Genomic DNA, 14,737 nt, shown 5'->3' on the forward strand with positions numbered 1-14,737 from the left:
GGTCAGGCCGTGCCGACGGCCTGCTTCTGCCATGACTGCTGGAACGCGAAACGTGCCGCCTCCACCTCGTGCCGCTGGTCGGCGTGGAGCACGCCGAGGGCGTACGCCGTCGCCGGGGCGATACGCGGGGTGCGTGCCGCGGCGGCCGCTGCTGCTGCCGCCTCCGAGGCGTCGCGGTGCCGGTTGAGGGCCTGGCCCGCGGTGAGCAGGCGGGTGTCCACGGGTGCCTTCTCGCCGTGCAGTACCTCAAGGGCGTAGCGGTGCAGGCGCAGCAGCAGGCGGACCTGGTGCCAGGGGGCGTCCTGCGGATGCGGGGCCGGGTCCGGTGAGAGGCCGTGGATCAGCGCCTCCGCGTTGTACGGGCTGCCGGCCGTCACCAGGGGGAGCGCGGCGATCGCGTCGGTGAGGCGCTCCTCCGCCGCGGCGGCGAGGGGGCGGAGGTCGGCGGTGGGGGCGGCGGGCGTGAGCGGGACGTCGCTGGCCAGTACGGCGATGTTGTCGGCGACCGCGTGGAAGCGGGAGGAGCCGAGGGCCTGGAGGGCCGTGGAGTGGGCCCGGGTCCGGGCGAGGGTGAGCTGGCGTTCCAGCAGGGCGCCCGCTTTGGCGGCGCCTACGGTGAGGTTGCCGCGTTCCGTGGGCTGGCCGCTGGGGGGACCGGCGTCGCTGTGTGCCGCCGCTCCCATCCGTTCCGCCCCAGCGGAACGACTGCCCACGCCGGTGGAACGGTTGCCCCCGCCCGCCGTCTCCGTCGACTGGCCCGGGAACACCGTCGCCCCCGACAGCCGGTGCAGCGCCAGCAGCAGCCGCTCCAAGCGGCCCGCGTACGCGTGCTCCATCGCCAACGTGCCGGAGAGCCAGGCCAGTTCGGGGCGGATGGCCTCGGCCCAGTCGGGGTCGAGCAGGGGGCGGAAGGTGTGCAGGCTGCCGCTGATGCGGCGGGCCGAGTGGCGCAGGGCGCGCGCCGCGTCGACGGCCTCCTCCGAGCCCGAGCCCGCGGCCGAGCCGTTGGCCGAGCCACCGGTCTCCCGGTGCAGCCGCAGCGCACGGAGGAACTCCGTGGCCTGGGCGCGCAGATAGCCCGCGAGGGCGTCCCCGGTCAGCCCGGCCGTGGGGTCCGTCGGTTCAAGGTGTTGCTGTGCCACGCCGGCGCCTCCGGGCGTCTATGAGCATCTCCTGGATGTTCCGCAGGGGCTGGCCGTCCGCGTCGAGCGCGTGCCGGGTCCACTCGCCGTCCGGGCCGAGATGCCAGGACGAGGTGGTGTCGGACATGCCGGTCTCAAGGAGCCGGTTGAGCGCGGCGCGGTGAGCCGGGTCGGTGACCCTCACCAGGGCCTCGATGCGGCGGTCGAGGTTGCGGTGCATCATGTCGGCGCTGCCGATCCACACCTCGGGCTCGCCGCCGTTGCCGTAGGCGAAGACCCGGGAGTGCTCAAGGAAGCGGCCGAGGATCGAGCGGACCCGGATGTTCTCCGAGAGGCCCGCCACTCCGGGGCGGATCGCGCAGATGCCGCGTACCCAGATGTCGACCGGCACGCCCGCCTGGGACGCGCGGTACAGGGCGTCGATGACGGCTTCGTCCACCATCGAGTTGACCTTGATCCGGATGAACGCGGGGCGTCCGGCACGGTGGTGCTGGACCTCCTTGTCGATCCTGGCGATCAGGCCGTCCCGGAGGGACTTGGGGGCCACCAGCAGCCGTCGGTAGGTCTCGCGGCGCGAGTATCCCGACAGCCGGTTGAACAGGTCGGACAGGTCCGCGCCGACCTGGGGGTCGGCGGTGAGCAGGCCGAGGTCCTCGTAGAGGCGGGCCGTCTTCGGGTGGTAGTTGCCGGTGCCGACGTGGCAGTACCGCCGTAGCGTGTCGCCTTCCTGGCGGACCACCAGCGACAGCTTGCAGTGCGTCTTCAGGCCGACCAGGCCGTAGACGACATGGCAGCCGGCCTCCTCCAGCTTGCGCGCCCACTTGATGTTGGCGTGCTCGTCGAAGCGGGCCTTGATCTCGACCAGGACGAGGACCTGCTTGCCGGCCTCGGCCGCGTCTATGAGCGCGTTGACGATCGGGGAGTCGCCGGAGGTCCGGTACAGGGTCTGCTTGATCGCGAGGACGTCGTCGTCCTCGGCCGCCTGCTCCAGGAACGCCTGCACGGAGGTGGAGAAGGAGTCGTACGGGTGGTGCAGCAGCACGTCCCGGTTGCGCAGCGCGGCGAAGATGTCGGGCGCGGACGCCGACTCGACCTCGGCGAGATCGCGGTGTACGCCGGCGACGAACTTGCGGTACTTCAGCTCGGGCCGGTCGATGCCGCCGACGCGGAAGAGGCCGGTGAGGTCGAGCGGGCCCGGCAGCGGGTAGACCTCGGCCTCGCTGATCTTCAGCTCCCGCACCAGCAGGTCGAGCACCTCGCGGTCGATGGACTCCTCGACCTCCAGGCGCACCGGCGGCCCGAAGCGGCGCCGCATGAGCTCCTTCTCCAGGGCCTGCAGGAGGTTCTCGGCGTCGTCCTCCTCGACCTCCAGGTCCTCGTTCCGGGTGAGCCGGAAGGCGTGGTGCTCCAGGACCTCCATGCCCGGGAACAGCTCTTCCAGGTGCGCGGCGATGACGTCCTCGATGGGGACGTACCGGCCGGGGGAGCTCTCCAGGAAGCGGGACAGCAGCGGCGGCACCTTCACGCGCGCGAAGTGGCGGTGGCCGGTGACGGGGTTGCGTACGACGACGGCCAGGTTCAGCGAGAGGCCGGAGATGTACGGGAAGGGGTGCGCCGGGTCGACCGCGAGGGGCGTGAGGACCGGGAAGATCTGGTGCCGGAACAGGGTGAAGAGACGCGCCTGCTCCTTTTCGGTCAGCTCGGCCCAGCGGACCAGGTGGATGCCCTCCTCGGCGAGCGCGGGGGCGACGTCCTCGTGGTAGCAGGCGGCATGCCGGGCCATCAGCTCGCGGGAGCGGGCCCAGATCATCTCCAGCACTTCACGCGGCTGCAGGCCGGAGGCCGAACGCGTGGCGACGCCGGTGGCGATACGGCGCTTCAGACCGGCCACCCGGACCATGAAGAACTCGTCCAGGTTGGAGGCGAAGATCGCCAGGAAGTTCGCCCGCTCCAGCAGGGGCGTGTTCGGGTCCTCGGCGAGCTCCAGGACCCGCTCGTTGAACGCGAGCCAGCTCCGCTCCCGGTCGAGGAAGCGGCCCTGGGGCAGCTGCGGCCCGTCGTACGGTGCCTCCTCGTAGGCGTCGAGGTCGGCATCGATGTCGGGTTCCAGGTCGGACACCGCGGCGGACACCGTGTGTGGCCGGTGCGCGGCTATGGAACCGACGGACGGCTGTGCATGCTGGACCTGTGCCTGGGTGTTCGACTGACTCATGAACCCATTGTTCCGCGCCGGGAGCTCTACGGGCGCGTCGGAGGACGCGGGAGGCAGGGCGGCGACGGTCAGTCTGCTCTCCCCGTTCCTCGCTCGGCCCTCCTCGGGCGTCGAAGGCTCTGGCACGGCTTGGTTCATTGGCTGAGCGTCGCAAGCCCGCCTGAACCAATGGTTACGGCGACATGACGTGCGGGATAGCGGGGGGCGGCCCCCGGGCGTCTACGTCCCCCGGGTTTCCGTACGAAGGGCGGCACGAAGCCCCGCGCATACGCCCCTACCCGCTCTCAGGGACGTATGCGCATCGGGATGCCTCAGCCGGTACGGCGCCTGACCAGCCGGAACGCGATCAAGGTGGCTGCGGCGGCCACGACGAGGACGACGGCCGTCGCGGTGAGCTGGAGGGGCCAGTAGTGGGAGGCGGGGTGGAAGTCGGTGTAGTAGGCGGCGGCGTCGAGGCGTTCCATGACGGGGCGGCACACCGGGATGAACGTGCCGCCGCAGTTGGGGTCGGCGATCCGCTCGCCGGACGTGGTCAGCAGGCCGTAGCGGACCTCATCGCCTACCAGCGCCGGGCCCTCCTGAAGGCTGCTGATCCGGGTTTCCGCCGGCCACAGATACGGCAGCGCCTGCCAGACGGCGAACCACAGCCCGGCCACCGCGACCGCGCCCGCGCCGAGCCCGGCGAGTGAACGGCGCAGGACCAGGCCCGCGAGGGCGCCGACGAGCAGGCCGGTCAGGGCGAGGGCGACGGTGACGGGGCCGCCCGCGAAGAAGGTGAGGGAATCGTGCCAGGGCTTGGCCGTGTCGATCTTTCCCTTCGACGCCGACCAGGCCAGATGGTGCAGGAGAACGAGCAGTCCGGTGCCGGCGGTGACCAGGACGGCCGGTGCGGCGAGCTTGGCGGCGAGCCAGTGGGCGGGGGAGACGGACTGGGTCCAGGCCAGCCGGTCGGTGCCGTTCTCCAGTTCACGGCCGATCAGCGAGGCGCCCGCCCAGGCGGCGACCAGGAACGGGATCGCCAGGACGACGATGGTCGCGTAGTTGTAGACGTCCTTGTAGCGGATGATCGCGTCCTGCTCGTACGGGCACAGCTCCGGCTGTGGCGAGCAGGCCCGGTACTCCCGCCAGGCCGCCGCCGCGTCGTCGGTGAGCGGGCCGCCCAGCCACAGGAGCGTGGCGGTGGTGACGACGAGAAGTGCCCCCCAGATGTACAGGGCGGGCCGGTGGAGGCGTATCAGCCAGCGCAGCAGGTGGGGTGCGGGCGCCGGACTCGGAGTCGCAGTCGGGGTGGGGGCGGTCAGGGCGGTCACGCGGCGGTCTCCTGGCTGTCGGCCTGCGGGTTGCGGAGGTAGGCGAGGACCAGCTCCTCCAGGGACGGGGCGCTGGTGCGCATGTCGTCGGGCAGCGGGCCCGACGGGCGGAGCAGCGCGGTGAGCTGGCGGCCGGTGGTACGGGACTCGACGACGGTGTGGTGCGGGGCGAGGGAGGTGTCGGCGGGACCCGACACGCGCGTGTGCACCTGAAGCAGCTCGTCGAGCTCGCCCGCGAGCCGGACCCGGCCGCCGCCGACCAGCAGCAGGTGGTCGCAGGAGTCCTCCAGCTCGGCGACCACGTGCGAGGACATCACGATCGTGGTGCCGTGCTGAGCGGCCTGGGACATCAGGACGCCCATCAGCTCATGCCGGGCCAGCGGGTCGAGGTCGGCCATCGGCTCGTCCAGGAGCAGCAGTTCGGGCTGCTTGGCCAGCGCGAGGGCGAGCGCGACACGGGTGCGCTGGCCGCCGGAGAGGGAGCGCACCCGGGACTTCGGGTCGAGGTCGCCGCCTGCCACGATCCGCTCGGCGGTGGGCAGGTCCCAGCGGCCGGGGTTGAGGTCGGCGCCCATGCGCAGCGTCTCGGCGACCGTGAGCTGCGGATACAGCGGCTTGTCCTGGGCGACGTAGCCGACGCGCGCGCGTGCCGCCGCCGGAGTTCCGCCGAGCACGCTCACGGTGCCCTCGGTCGGGGCGAGGAGCCCGGCGGCGAGGGCGAGCAAGGTGGACTTGCCGGCGCCGTTCGGGCCGACGACCGCGCAGACGCGTCCGGCGGGCAGCCGGACGGTGCAGTCACGCAGCGCCCAGCGTTTGCCGAAGCGTTTGCCGAGGCCGGCTGCCTCTATGGCCGTGTCGGTCATGACGGGTCTCCCTGGAGGTGCTTCTCGCCTGCGGCGAAGTGTGTGTCGAGTACGGCGGTGAAGAGTGCGGCCACGTCCTCCCGCCCGAGTCCCGCCTCGCGGGCCCTCTCCGCCCAGGCGGCCAGCTCGCTGCGCAGGGGGGAGTCGGCGGGGGTGGTGCTCAGCCCGCGGCGGACGAAGGTGCCCAGGCCCCGGCGTGCCTCGACCAGGCCCTCCCGTTCCAGTTCGCGGTAGGCCTTGAGGACGGTGTTGGGGTTGATGGCGGTGGCTTCGACGACCTCGCGGGCCGTGGGGAGCTTGTCTCCCTGCTTCAGCAGGCCCAGGCGGAGCGCCTGCTTGGTCTGCTGGACGATCTGGACGTAGGTGGCCACGCCGCTGTGCCGGTCGATGCGGTACTCGACCATGGGACAACCCCCTTTCACTAATTGAGTAGTGAAAGGGTGGTGGAAGGTGATCCCGAAAGTCAAGCCGGAAGGTCGGCCGGAACGTCATGGGCGATGGTGTGAACCGATCCGTGACGTCCGTGCGATGAGGAGACGTGAGCGAAACGAGAAGCGACGGGGATCTGCTGCGGGCCATCGCGGCGGACGGGGACCGGCGCGCCTTCGAGGAGCTGTACCGGCGGTTCGCGCCCTGGCTCGCCGCCCGGCTGCGCGGCCGGTGCGCCGACGCCGGGATAGTCGACGACGTCGTACAGGAGACGTTCCTCGCGGTGTGGCGGGGCAAGGCCCGCTACCGGGAGGACGGGGATGTGGCCGGGTGGCTGTGGCGCATCGGGTCGCGGCGGCTGGTCGACGCCCTGCGGGGCGACGGGGCGCGCGGCCGGCTGCGGCAGGCGCTGGCGCGGCTGCGGCACCGGGACGAGGCGTCCGCGGAGGAGCGCGTGCTCGCGGGGGTGGAGCACGGGGACCTCGCGGGTGCCCTGGTCCGGCTCTCACCGGAGCTGCGCGCGGTGCTCCAGGCGACGGTCATCGACGGGCTGACCACCCGCGAGGCCGCCGTCGTGCTGGGGATTCCGCCCGGCACGGTCAAGACGCGGGCGATGCGTGCCCGCAAGCAACTGCGGGAGGCGCTGGCATGACGCACGTAACCGCACACGAATTGAGGAGGTGTCCGCATGACCTGGCACGTACCTGAAGAAGATCTACGGTCGTACGCCCGCGGCGAGCTGACCGCCCCCGCCCTCTGGTCCACCGACACCCACCTCACCGCCTGCGCCCCATGCCGGGCCGTGCTCGCCGAGGTCAGCGACCCGGTCGCGCTCGACGCCGGCTGGGAGCGGCTGGACGCCGAGATGGACGCGCCCCGGCCGGGGTGGCTCGAGGCGCTGCTGGTGCGGCTCGGGGTGCCCGATCACACGGCGCGGCTGCTCTCGGCGACGCCGGTGATGCGCGGCTCGTGGCTGGGCTCGGTCGTCGCGTTGCTCGTGCTGACCGTGCTGGTGACGAACCTGTCCCCGGTCACCGACTCGCCCACGCTGTTCCTCGCCCTCGCTCCGCTGTTGCCCCTCGCCGGGGTCGCGGTGTCGTACGGGCCCGCGCTGGACCCGACGTACGAGATGGCCGTCGTCTCCCCGATGCACGGGTTCCGGCTGCTGATGATCCGGACGGTCGCCGTGCTCACCGCCGGACTCGCCCTCAACGGACTGGCGACGCTCGCCCTCCCGGCGTACGGCCTGCGCGCCCTCGCCTGGCTGCTGCCCGCGCTCGCGCTGACCGCGACCGGGCTCGCGCTGATCCCGCGGCTGGGGCCGGTGCTCGCGCCGTCCCTCGTCGGCGGGGGCTGGATCGCGCTGCTGCTGGTGGCGCAGGCGACGGCCGACGGCCCGCTCGCCCCCTTCACCGCCGCCGGACAGAGCACGGCAGCCGCCGTCGCCGTACTCGCCGCCGGTCTCCTCGTCTTCCTCCGTGACCGCTTCGACCTCTTCCACGGGAGCGCCGCATGACCCCCACCGTCTCCGCCTCCGGGCTCAGCCTCCGCTACGGCGGCACGCGCGCCCTGGACGATGCCGCACTGCGGCTCACGCCGGGTGTGACGGGCCTGCTGGGCCCCAACGGCGCGGGAAAGACCACCCTGTTGCGGGTGCTCGCCACAGCCGTCCCCGCCGACAGCGGCGCCTTCACGGTCCTCGGCCACGACCCGTCGACCACCTCCGGCCGCCAGGAGGTCCGCCGCAACCTCGGCTACCTCCCCCAAACCCCCGGTTTCCACCCGGACTTCACGGCCTTCGAGTTCGTCGACTACGTGGCGATCCTCAAGGAGCTGACCAACCGCGCCGCACGGCACCGGGAGGTGCGGCGGGTGCTGGAGTGCGTCGATCTGTCCGACGTACGCGGCAAGCGGATCAAGAAGCTGTCCGGCGGTATGCGGCAGCGGGTCGCGCTGGCCGCCGCGCTCGTCGGCGACCCCGGTTTCCTGGTCCTCGACGAGCCGACCGTCGGTCTCGACCCCGAACAGCGCATGCGGTTCCGGGAGTTGATCGCCACGGCCGGAGAGGGCCGCACGGTCCTGCTGTCCACCCACCAGACCGAGGACGTGGCGATGCTCTGTCACCGTGTCCTGGTGATGGCGAGCGGCACCATCCGCTTCGACGGCACCCCCGCCGAGCTGACCGCACGGGCGGCCGGCCGGGTATGGAGCAGCGCGGAGCGCGCGCCGGGCGCGAAGGCGGGCTGGCGGACGGGCATGGGGACATACCGCAACGTCGGCGACCCGCCCCCCGGCGCCGAACTCCTCGATCCCACCCTGGAGGACGGCTACCTCCTCTCCCTCGACGGCGAGCACGCGGAGGTGGCCGCGTGAGCACCGTGCTGCAGGCGGCCCCGCCCGCCGTGACCACCGAGCCGCGCCACACCTGGGCGGCCGTCTTCGCCCTGGCCCGCTTCGAGGCGCGAAAGCTGCTGCTGAGCAGCCCTGTGCTACTGGCCTTCACCGCATACATCGCCTGGATCGTCTACACCGACCGCGAGGCCTTCCCCGCGCTCCAGGACGCCGACCGCGCCACGCAGAGCGCACCGCTGCTGGTCGCCGTGGCGGTGCTGCTGACGGCGAACCTGGCGGTGCTGAGATCCAGGCGGCGGGACACGGAACGCCACTTCGGCGTGCTCGTGCTGCTGCCCTGGCAGCGCACGGCGGCCCACGCGCTCTCCGTGGTCCCGGCGGCCGTCCTCACCGCGCTCTGTGCGGGGGCCCAGTTCACCTGGCAGGCGCTCAAGCCGGGTGCGATAGGGCACGGTTCTCCGGCGGAACTCCTCGTCGGCCCGCTGACGGTGCTGCTGCTCGGCGCGTTCGGGGTACTGATGGCACGGCTGGTGGCATCGGTGGTGGCTGCTCCGCTGGCGGCGGTCTTCTCCCTCTTGTTCTACCTCATGGTCGCTGTCCCCGTCGGAAGCGGGCAGGGCACGAGATGGCTGGCGCCCGTTGTCGGCGAGAACACGGCCAACACGCTCCCGTCCGACCTGCTGGGCCGCCCGGCCGCCTGGCACGCTCTGTATCTCGCGGGGCTGGTCCTGTGCGCGGTGCTGGCCGCGGTGCTGATCAGCGGTGGCCGCAAGGCGATCGTCGCGGGTGCCCTGGCCGCGGCGGTGGTCCTGACGCTGACCGGCGCCGTCGGCCAGGCCCGGGACATCTCACCGGAGCTGACGGCGGCCCGGGAGCGGGTCTCGGTGACGCCGGAGAAGGAACAGACCTGCGTGAGGCACGACGGCTCGACGTACTGCGCCTTCCCGGAATGGGTGCCGCGGACGGAGACCTGGGCGGACGTCGTGGACCACGTCAAGTCGCTGGCCGGCGGCAGCGCGCGGGACCGCGAACTCCTCATACGGCAGCGGATCGACGCCCGCTACGGCCTGGAGAGCGACGCAGCGCTGGATCCTTCGGCCACCCCGAACCAGGTCACCGTGGGCACCCGCTGGGGCGGCAACCGCGTCCCCGAGTTCTCGGCGGCGGTCGCCTCCGTGCTGGTGACAGGCACCGAGAACAAGGCGGGCGAGATATGCGACGGCCGCATGGTCACCGTCATGTGGCTCGCGCTGGGCTGGGCGGACGACCCGATGCAGTCCTTGCGCAACGTCCGCCTGGACGACAGCGTGTCCGGCTCCGCCATCGTCCTGTCGCCGACCGATCCGCTGTCCATGACGTCCGCTCACACCGACGTCGTACGGGAACTGCTGGAGCAGCCGCGCGACACCGTCACCGCGAAGGTGAAGGCGAACTGGGCCGAACTGACGTCACCGGACGTCAAGACCAGCCGGGTCGCCCAGCTGCTGGGCGTCGACGCGCCGAAGGACGCGGACTCGTGCGAGGAGTGACGGCGCTGGCGGTGCCGGTCTTCCGCGCCCTGCCGTGGCGGGTACTGGGCGCGTCCGCGGTGGCAGGGCTGCTGCTCGCGGGGCTGCCGCGGCTGCTCGGCCTGAACGCGTGGTGGGCCCTGTTCCTCCTCCGGGGTGCCGTGCTGGCCTTCGCCCTCGGACTCGCGTTCGTCCTGGACGACCCCGCCCGGCACACCACGGCACCGGTACCGACCCGCCGCTGGATCCGCCACGCCCTGCGGGCGGCGCTCGTCGCACCGGCGGCGGGGGTGTGGTGGGCGGGGGCGGTGCTGCTGGTTCCTGGGTCGCTCCGACCCCCGCTCGCCGACATCACGCTGGAGGCGGGCGCGGTGTTCGCCGTGGCGCTGGCAGTGGCGGCGGCAGCGGTACACCGCACGGACGAACCCGCCCCGGGCACGCTGGTGGCGGCGGTCCTGCTCGCGTCCGCCGCCCTGACCCCGCTCCTCCTGCCGGACGACTGGGCCCTGTTCGTGTCCGTCACCGACGAGCGGTGGGGGGCCGCACATGACCGGTGGGCGATGGTGCTGGCCGGCGCGGTGGTGGTGTGGGGGGTGTGCGGGGCGGAGCCGGTGCGGAGGCGTCGGCTGCGGGCCGCTTTCTGACGGGCGGTCACGGCACCGACGCCGGTCACGGCATCGGCACTGGCACTGGCATCGGCACTGGCACCGGCACAGCGCAGCGTCACGGCACCGGCACCGGCACCGCGTCAGGTCTCCGTTCGGTACATCAGGTCCGTCTCATGCGTGACGAAGCCCAGCCGCTCGTACACCGACACCGCCGCCTTGTTGTCGGCGTCGACGTACAGCATCGCGGTCGGGAGGGCCTGGGCCGCCAGATGACGTAGCCCGATCGTCGTCAGGGCCTTGCCCAGGCCGCCGCCCTGGGCGCCGGGGCGCACGCCGAGGACGTACACCTCGCCCAGCCCTTCGGCCGCGTGGACCTTCGTCCAGTGGAAGCCGATCAGCTCGCCCTCGCGCTCCGCGAGGAAGAACCCGGCGGGATCGAACCACGGCTCGGCCATACGGTCGTCGAGGTCCCGCTGGGTGAGGGAGCCCTGCTCGGGATGGTGGGCGAAGGCGGCGGCGTTCACGGCGAGCCAGGCGGCGTCGTCCTGGCCGGGGACGAAGGTGCGGACGGTCACGCCGGGCTGGAGGACCGGATCGGGCAGGGAAAGGTCCGTCAACGGCCGCCGCATCTGGCGCAGTTCACGGAACAGGGTCAGCCCCAGCACCTGGGCCAGATGCCGCGCCGCCGAGTGACCGCCGTGCGCCCATACCCGTAGCCGCTTCCCGGACGCGGCCAGCAGTGCCGAGCCCAGCGCCCGCCCGTGCCCGTGCCCGCGGTGCGCGGGATGTACGACCAGTTCGGCGGCCGGCGCCTCCACCGGATCGGTGTCCTCCAACTGGGCGTAGCCGACGAGTTCGTCGTCGACGGTGAGCAGGAGATGGGCGATGCCCTCCCGGGCGCCGCCGCGCAGATACAGCCGCCCCTGCTCGGACACCGCCTGCTGCCCGTCGTTGTCCGCGGCCGCCGCCAGCAGCGCGAGCACGGATTCGGTCTGTTCCGGGGAGAGCACGGAGTAGGTCTCGATGGCGCGGGAGCGGGCCGGGTATGCCGTGTCGTCGCTGGTCATGAGTACGAGGGTACGGCGGCAACCAGGTTGTAACACCGAAAACCCTGTCGCGCTACGCGCGTTGACTTTAGGCTGCCGCCCCAAGGGACCACACCTACCTCAGCAGACCCACAGGGGAGCGCATGCCAGCCACATCCCAGCCGCACCACCGCCGCAGACGCCGTACGCACGCACTTCTCGCAGCAGCGGCGGGACTGGCGACCGCCGGTGCGCTGCTCGCGGCGATCCCGGCCGGGGCGGCACCGGACAGCAAGGGGGCCGGCCACCATCTGCCCGGCCGCTACCAGGACGTCCAACTGCTGTCCTTCAACGACCTGCACGGCAACCTGGAGCCGCCGTCCGGTTCCTCGGGCCGGGTCACCGAGGTGCACGAGGACGGCACGACGAAGACGATCGACGCGGGCGGTGTCGAGTACCTCGCGACCCACTTGCGTGACGCGCGCGCGGGCAACAAGTACTCCATCACCGCGGCCGGCGGCGACATGGTCGGCGCCTCCCCGCTGATCTCGGGCCTCTTCCACGACGAGCCCACCATCGAGGCGCTGAACAAGCTGAAGCTGGATGTGACGAGCGTCGGCAACCACGAGTTCGACGAGGGCGCCAAGGAACTGGCCCGCCTGCAGAACGGCGGCTGCCACCCCACCGACGGCTGCTACGCGGACGAGGAGTTCGAGGGCGCCGACTTCCCGTACCTCGCGGCGAACGTCCTGGACGAGAAGACCGGCAAGCCGATACTCAAGCCCTACTGGGTCTGGAAGAAGAACGGCGTCAAGGTCGGCTTCGTCGGCGTGACCCTGGAGGACACCCCGGGTGTCGTCTCCGCCGAGGGGGTCAAGGGCCTCAAGTTCAAGGACGAGGTCGAGACGGTCAACAAGTACGCCAAGGTGCTGCAGCGGCAGGGTGTGAAGTCGATCGTCGCGCTGATCCACGAGGGCGGGGCCCCGGCCTCTTCCGCGTACAACTACGACTGCGACGCGCCCGGCGCCGGCGACGGCATCTCCGGCCCGATCGTCGACATCGCCAAGAACATCACCCCGCAGGTGGACGCGCTGGTCACCGGGCACACCCACGCCGCGTACGCGTGCACGATCAACGACCCGTCGGGCAAGCCGCGCACGGTCACCTCGGCCGCGGCCTTCGGCCGCCTCTACACGGACACCACGCTGACGTACGACCGGTGGACGGGTGACATCGCCCGTACGGCCGTCAAGTCCGCGAACCACGTGGTCACCCGGACCGTCCCCAAGGCGACGGACATGACCGAGCTGATCGCCAAGTGGAACACCCTCGCCGCGCCCATCGGCAACCGCGCGATCGGCCACATCTCCGCCGACATCGGCAACTCCGGTACGGAGTCCCCGCTCGGCGACCTCATCGCCGACGCGCAGCTGGCGTACGGCAAGGAGCTGGACGCCGAGACCGACGTCGCGCTGATGAACCCGGGCGGTATCCGGGCGCCGCTGACCTTTGCGGCCAAGGGTGCCGAGGGCGACGGTGTGGTGACGTACGCCGAGGGCTTCGCGGTGCAGCCGTTCGCGAACACCGTGAATCTGCAGGACTTCACCGGCGCCCAGCTGATCCAGGTGCTGAAGGAACAGGTCAGCGGTACGAACACCGCGTCGCCGAAGATCCTCCAGCCCTCGTCCGGGCTGACGTACACGCTCGACATGACGAAGACCGGCGCCGACCGTGTCGTCACCGACTCGATCAAGATCGATGGCACGGCCGTCGACCCGGCCGCCACCTACCGCGTCGCGACGAACAGCTTCCTCGCGGGCGGCGGCGACGGGTTCCCGACGCTGGGCCAGGGCGCGAACGACCTGGTCGGCGCGGACGACCTGACCGCTCTTGAGCAGTACCTGACGGCCAATTCCTCGGCCACGGACCCGATCGCGCCGCCGAAGGCGGACCGGATCACGATCGTGAACTAGCGCGAACCAGCGTGAACTGGATCGTGAGGTAAATCGCATACCGGCAGTAGAGGTTGCGGGTGGGGCAGGTACGCATGTTCGGATGGCTCGATGCGTACCCCCCACCACATAGCGACGCATTATCGTTCAAACCCGTATGAAGAGCTGGCCGCTCTCGACGACGGCCCTCTGGAGGAGTTCCTCCAAGAGCCCGATGACGACGATGACGACGAGGAGTGGTCCCCGCCCAACCACCGCCGCAACGGCCGGCGCCGGCGGGGCCGCTTCGCGGGCCTGTCGCTCGGGATGAAAGCGGTGGTGGGAATCGTCGCCCTCGCCGCCTGTCTCACCCTCGCCGACCGCTGGGCACTGCTGTACGCCGAGCGCAGGGCGGCGGACGCCCTCAAGGACCGTCTCGACCTGGCGGCGGCGCCCGAAGTCGAGATCAGCGGCTTCCCCTTCGTCACCCAACTCGCCGACGAACGCCTGGACTCGGTGAAGGTGACCGTGCCCGACGTGGCCGCCGACCGGGTGTCGCTGGCGCAGGTGTCGGCGACGGCGAAGGGCGTACGACTGGACGCCGACGGCCCGACGGCCGTGCGCGGCGCGAGCGTCCCCGAGCTGGACGGCGACGTACTGCTGTCGTTCGCCGACCTGAACCGTGAACTGGGCGCGTCCCAGGTGACGTTCACGGGTGAGGGCCACGACCGGATCAAGGCGCGCGGCACGCTGCCGGTCGCCGGGCACGACCTGCGGCTGCGCGCCGAGGCCCGCCTCCTGCGGGAGGGCGACCGCGGCATCGCGACGCACATCGGCGGAATGCGCCTGGACATCGGGGACTTGGCGACGTACCGCCCGGGTACCGCCGCCTCGGAGGGCCTGCATCTGACCTCCGACGCGGCGGCCCGCCTCACCCGTGAGACGCGCAAGGCGAAGGCACTCCTTTCGGTCCCGGCGGTCGTACGCCGCTTGGGCGTGCCGGACTCCGCCGTACGCGAGGCCCTGCGCGACGACTCCAAGCTCGCCGAACTGACCGGCTCCGCGCGCTTCGCCCGCCAGGCCATGAGCCTCAACCTCATCGACCTTGCCCTCGCCCACCCCCAGCTCCTGAAGCTGCTGGGCTTCGACCCCACCCTCCTGGACGCCCTGCCCCGGCTGACCCGCCCGGTCCTCGCCGACCAGCTGTCGCTGGGGTTCGAACTGCCGAAGCCGCCGAGCGGGGAACTGCGGCTGCGGGACGTGCGGGTGGAGGAGGACGGGATCAGGGTGCGGCTGGAGGGGTCGGGGCTGTCCATCGGTCAGACAAGTTCTGGGTGAATTGCGGCCGCCATGAGGG

Annotated in this window: 13 protein-coding genes; 7 read left to right on the forward strand and 6 right to left on the reverse strand. The window is 71.9% G+C overall.

Annotated elements, in window-relative coordinates; all coding sequences use genetic code 11:
• Positions 1-2 precede the first annotated feature (2 nt).
• The 5 genes from ACTWQO_RS39695 to ACTWQO_RS39715 form a co-directional block, all read right to left on the reverse strand.
• On the reverse strand, positions 3-1,142 hold the full coding sequence (locus ACTWQO_RS39695) for a CHAD domain-containing protein (RefSeq protein WP_443242239.1): 1,140 nt from the start codon (positions 1,140-1,142) through the stop codon (positions 3-5).
• Positions 1,123-3,354, reverse strand: coding sequence for an RNA degradosome polyphosphate kinase (locus ACTWQO_RS39700; protein ID WP_443242240.1), 2,232 nt, complete (start codon positions 3,352-3,354; stop codon positions 1,123-1,125). Before ACTWQO_RS39700 ends, ACTWQO_RS39695 begins: the two co-directional genes overlap by 20 nt.
• Before the next feature lie 311 nt (positions 3,355-3,665).
• Complete coding sequence (locus ACTWQO_RS39705) at positions 3,666-4,664, reverse strand: ABC transporter permease (protein ID WP_443242241.1); 999 nt, start codon at positions 4,662-4,664, stop codon at positions 3,666-3,668.
• Positions 4,661-5,527, reverse strand: coding sequence for an ABC transporter ATP-binding protein (locus ACTWQO_RS39710; RefSeq protein ID WP_443242242.1), 867 nt, complete (start codon positions 5,525-5,527; stop codon positions 4,661-4,663). Before ACTWQO_RS39710 ends, ACTWQO_RS39705 begins: the two co-directional genes overlap by 4 nt.
• Complete coding sequence (locus ACTWQO_RS39715) at positions 5,524-5,931, reverse strand: GntR family transcriptional regulator (RefSeq protein WP_443242243.1); 408 nt, start codon at positions 5,929-5,931, stop codon at positions 5,524-5,526. The genes ACTWQO_RS39710 and ACTWQO_RS39715 overlap by 4 nt, the downstream gene beginning before the upstream one ends.
• 134 nt (positions 5,932-6,065) lie before the next feature.
• On the opposite strand from ACTWQO_RS39715, the gene ACTWQO_RS39720 reads away from it, so the two are divergent.
• Genes ACTWQO_RS39720 through ACTWQO_RS39740 form a run of 5 tightly spaced genes read left to right on the forward strand, consistent with a single transcriptional unit; the run spans position 6,066 to position 10,460 of the window.
• Positions 6,066-6,608 (forward strand): RNA polymerase sigma factor, encoded by a 543-nt coding sequence (locus ACTWQO_RS39720; RefSeq protein WP_301982109.1) that lies wholly within the window; start codon positions 6,066-6,068, stop codon positions 6,606-6,608.
• Between the two features lie 36 nt (positions 6,609-6,644).
• On the forward strand, positions 6,645-7,472 hold the full coding sequence (locus ACTWQO_RS39725; RefSeq protein WP_443242244.1) for a zf-HC2 domain-containing protein: 828 nt from the start codon (positions 6,645-6,647) through the stop codon (positions 7,470-7,472).
• Positions 7,469-8,329: an ABC transporter ATP-binding protein gene (locus tag ACTWQO_RS39730; protein ID WP_443242245.1), complete on the forward strand. Its 861-nt coding sequence runs from the start codon at positions 7,469-7,471 to the stop codon at positions 8,327-8,329. The genes ACTWQO_RS39725 and ACTWQO_RS39730 overlap by 4 nt, the downstream gene beginning before the upstream one ends.
• A complete protein-coding gene (locus ACTWQO_RS39735) occupies positions 8,326-9,837 on the forward strand; it encodes an ABC transporter permease (RefSeq protein WP_443242246.1) in 1,512 nt (503 codons plus the stop codon). The genes ACTWQO_RS39730 and ACTWQO_RS39735 overlap by 4 nt, the downstream gene beginning before the upstream one ends.
• The gene (locus tag ACTWQO_RS39740; RefSeq protein WP_443242247.1) at positions 9,825-10,460 is read left to right on the forward strand and encodes an ABC transporter; all 636 of its coding nucleotides are present in this window, start codon (positions 9,825-9,827) and stop codon (positions 10,458-10,460) included. Before ACTWQO_RS39735 ends, ACTWQO_RS39740 begins: the two co-directional genes overlap by 13 nt.
• A 104-nt stretch (positions 10,461-10,564) precedes the next feature.
• On the opposite strand, the gene mshD is transcribed toward ACTWQO_RS39740, so the two are convergent.
• Positions 10,565-11,491 (reverse strand): mycothiol synthase, encoded by a 927-nt coding sequence (gene mshD / locus ACTWQO_RS39745; protein ID WP_443242248.1) that lies wholly within the window; start codon positions 11,489-11,491, stop codon positions 10,565-10,567.
• A gap of 122 nt (positions 11,492-11,613) precedes the next feature.
• Here mshD and ACTWQO_RS39750 point away from each other — a divergent pair, with 122 nt between their 5' ends.
• Together ACTWQO_RS39750 and ACTWQO_RS39755 are read left to right on the forward strand one after the other, a co-directional pair.
• Positions 11,614-13,422 carry a bifunctional metallophosphatase/5'-nucleotidase gene (locus ACTWQO_RS39750; protein WP_443242249.1) on the forward strand — a complete coding sequence of 603 codons (1,809 nt, stop codon included), beginning with the start codon at positions 11,614-11,616 and terminating at the stop codon, positions 13,420-13,422.
• Between the two features lie 90 nt (positions 13,423-13,512).
• Positions 13,513-14,718, forward strand: coding sequence for an LmeA family phospholipid-binding protein (locus ACTWQO_RS39755; RefSeq protein WP_443242250.1), 1,206 nt, complete (start codon positions 13,513-13,515; stop codon positions 14,716-14,718).
• Positions 14,719-14,737 lie beyond the last annotated feature (19 nt).

It is taken from the genome of Streptomyces sp. 4N124, assembly GCF_052245395.1.
Lineage (GTDB): Bacteria > Actinomycetota > Actinomycetes > Streptomycetales > Streptomycetaceae > Streptomyces.

Bases quoted from the DNA above. Each gene is read 5' to 3' on its own strand.
- mshD (WP_443242248.1), bottom strand. From the start codon at position 11,491: ATGACCAGCGACGACACGGCATACCCGGCCCGCTCCCGCGCCATCGAG.
- ACTWQO_RS39700 (WP_443242240.1), bottom strand. From the start codon at position 3,354: ATGAGTCAGTCGAACACCCAGGCACAGGTCCAGCATGCACAGCCGTCC.
- ACTWQO_RS39755 (WP_443242250.1), top strand. From the start codon at position 13,513: ATGCGTACCCCCCACCACATAGCGACGCATTATCGTTCAAACCCGTAT.
- ACTWQO_RS39715 (WP_443242243.1), bottom strand. From the start codon at position 5,931: ATGGTCGAGTACCGCATCGACCGGCACAGCGGCGTGGCCACCTACGTC.
- ACTWQO_RS39750 (WP_443242249.1), top strand. From the start codon at position 11,614: ATGCCAGCCACATCCCAGCCGCACCACCGCCGCAGACGCCGTACGCAC.
- ACTWQO_RS39725 (WP_443242244.1), top strand. From the start codon at position 6,645: ATGACCTGGCACGTACCTGAAGAAGATCTACGGTCGTACGCCCGCGGC.
- ACTWQO_RS39710 (WP_443242242.1), bottom strand. From the start codon at position 5,527: ATGACCGACACGGCCATAGAGGCAGCCGGCCTCGGCAAACGCTTCGGC.
- ACTWQO_RS39730 (WP_443242245.1), top strand. From the start codon at position 7,469: ATGACCCCCACCGTCTCCGCCTCCGGGCTCAGCCTCCGCTACGGCGGC.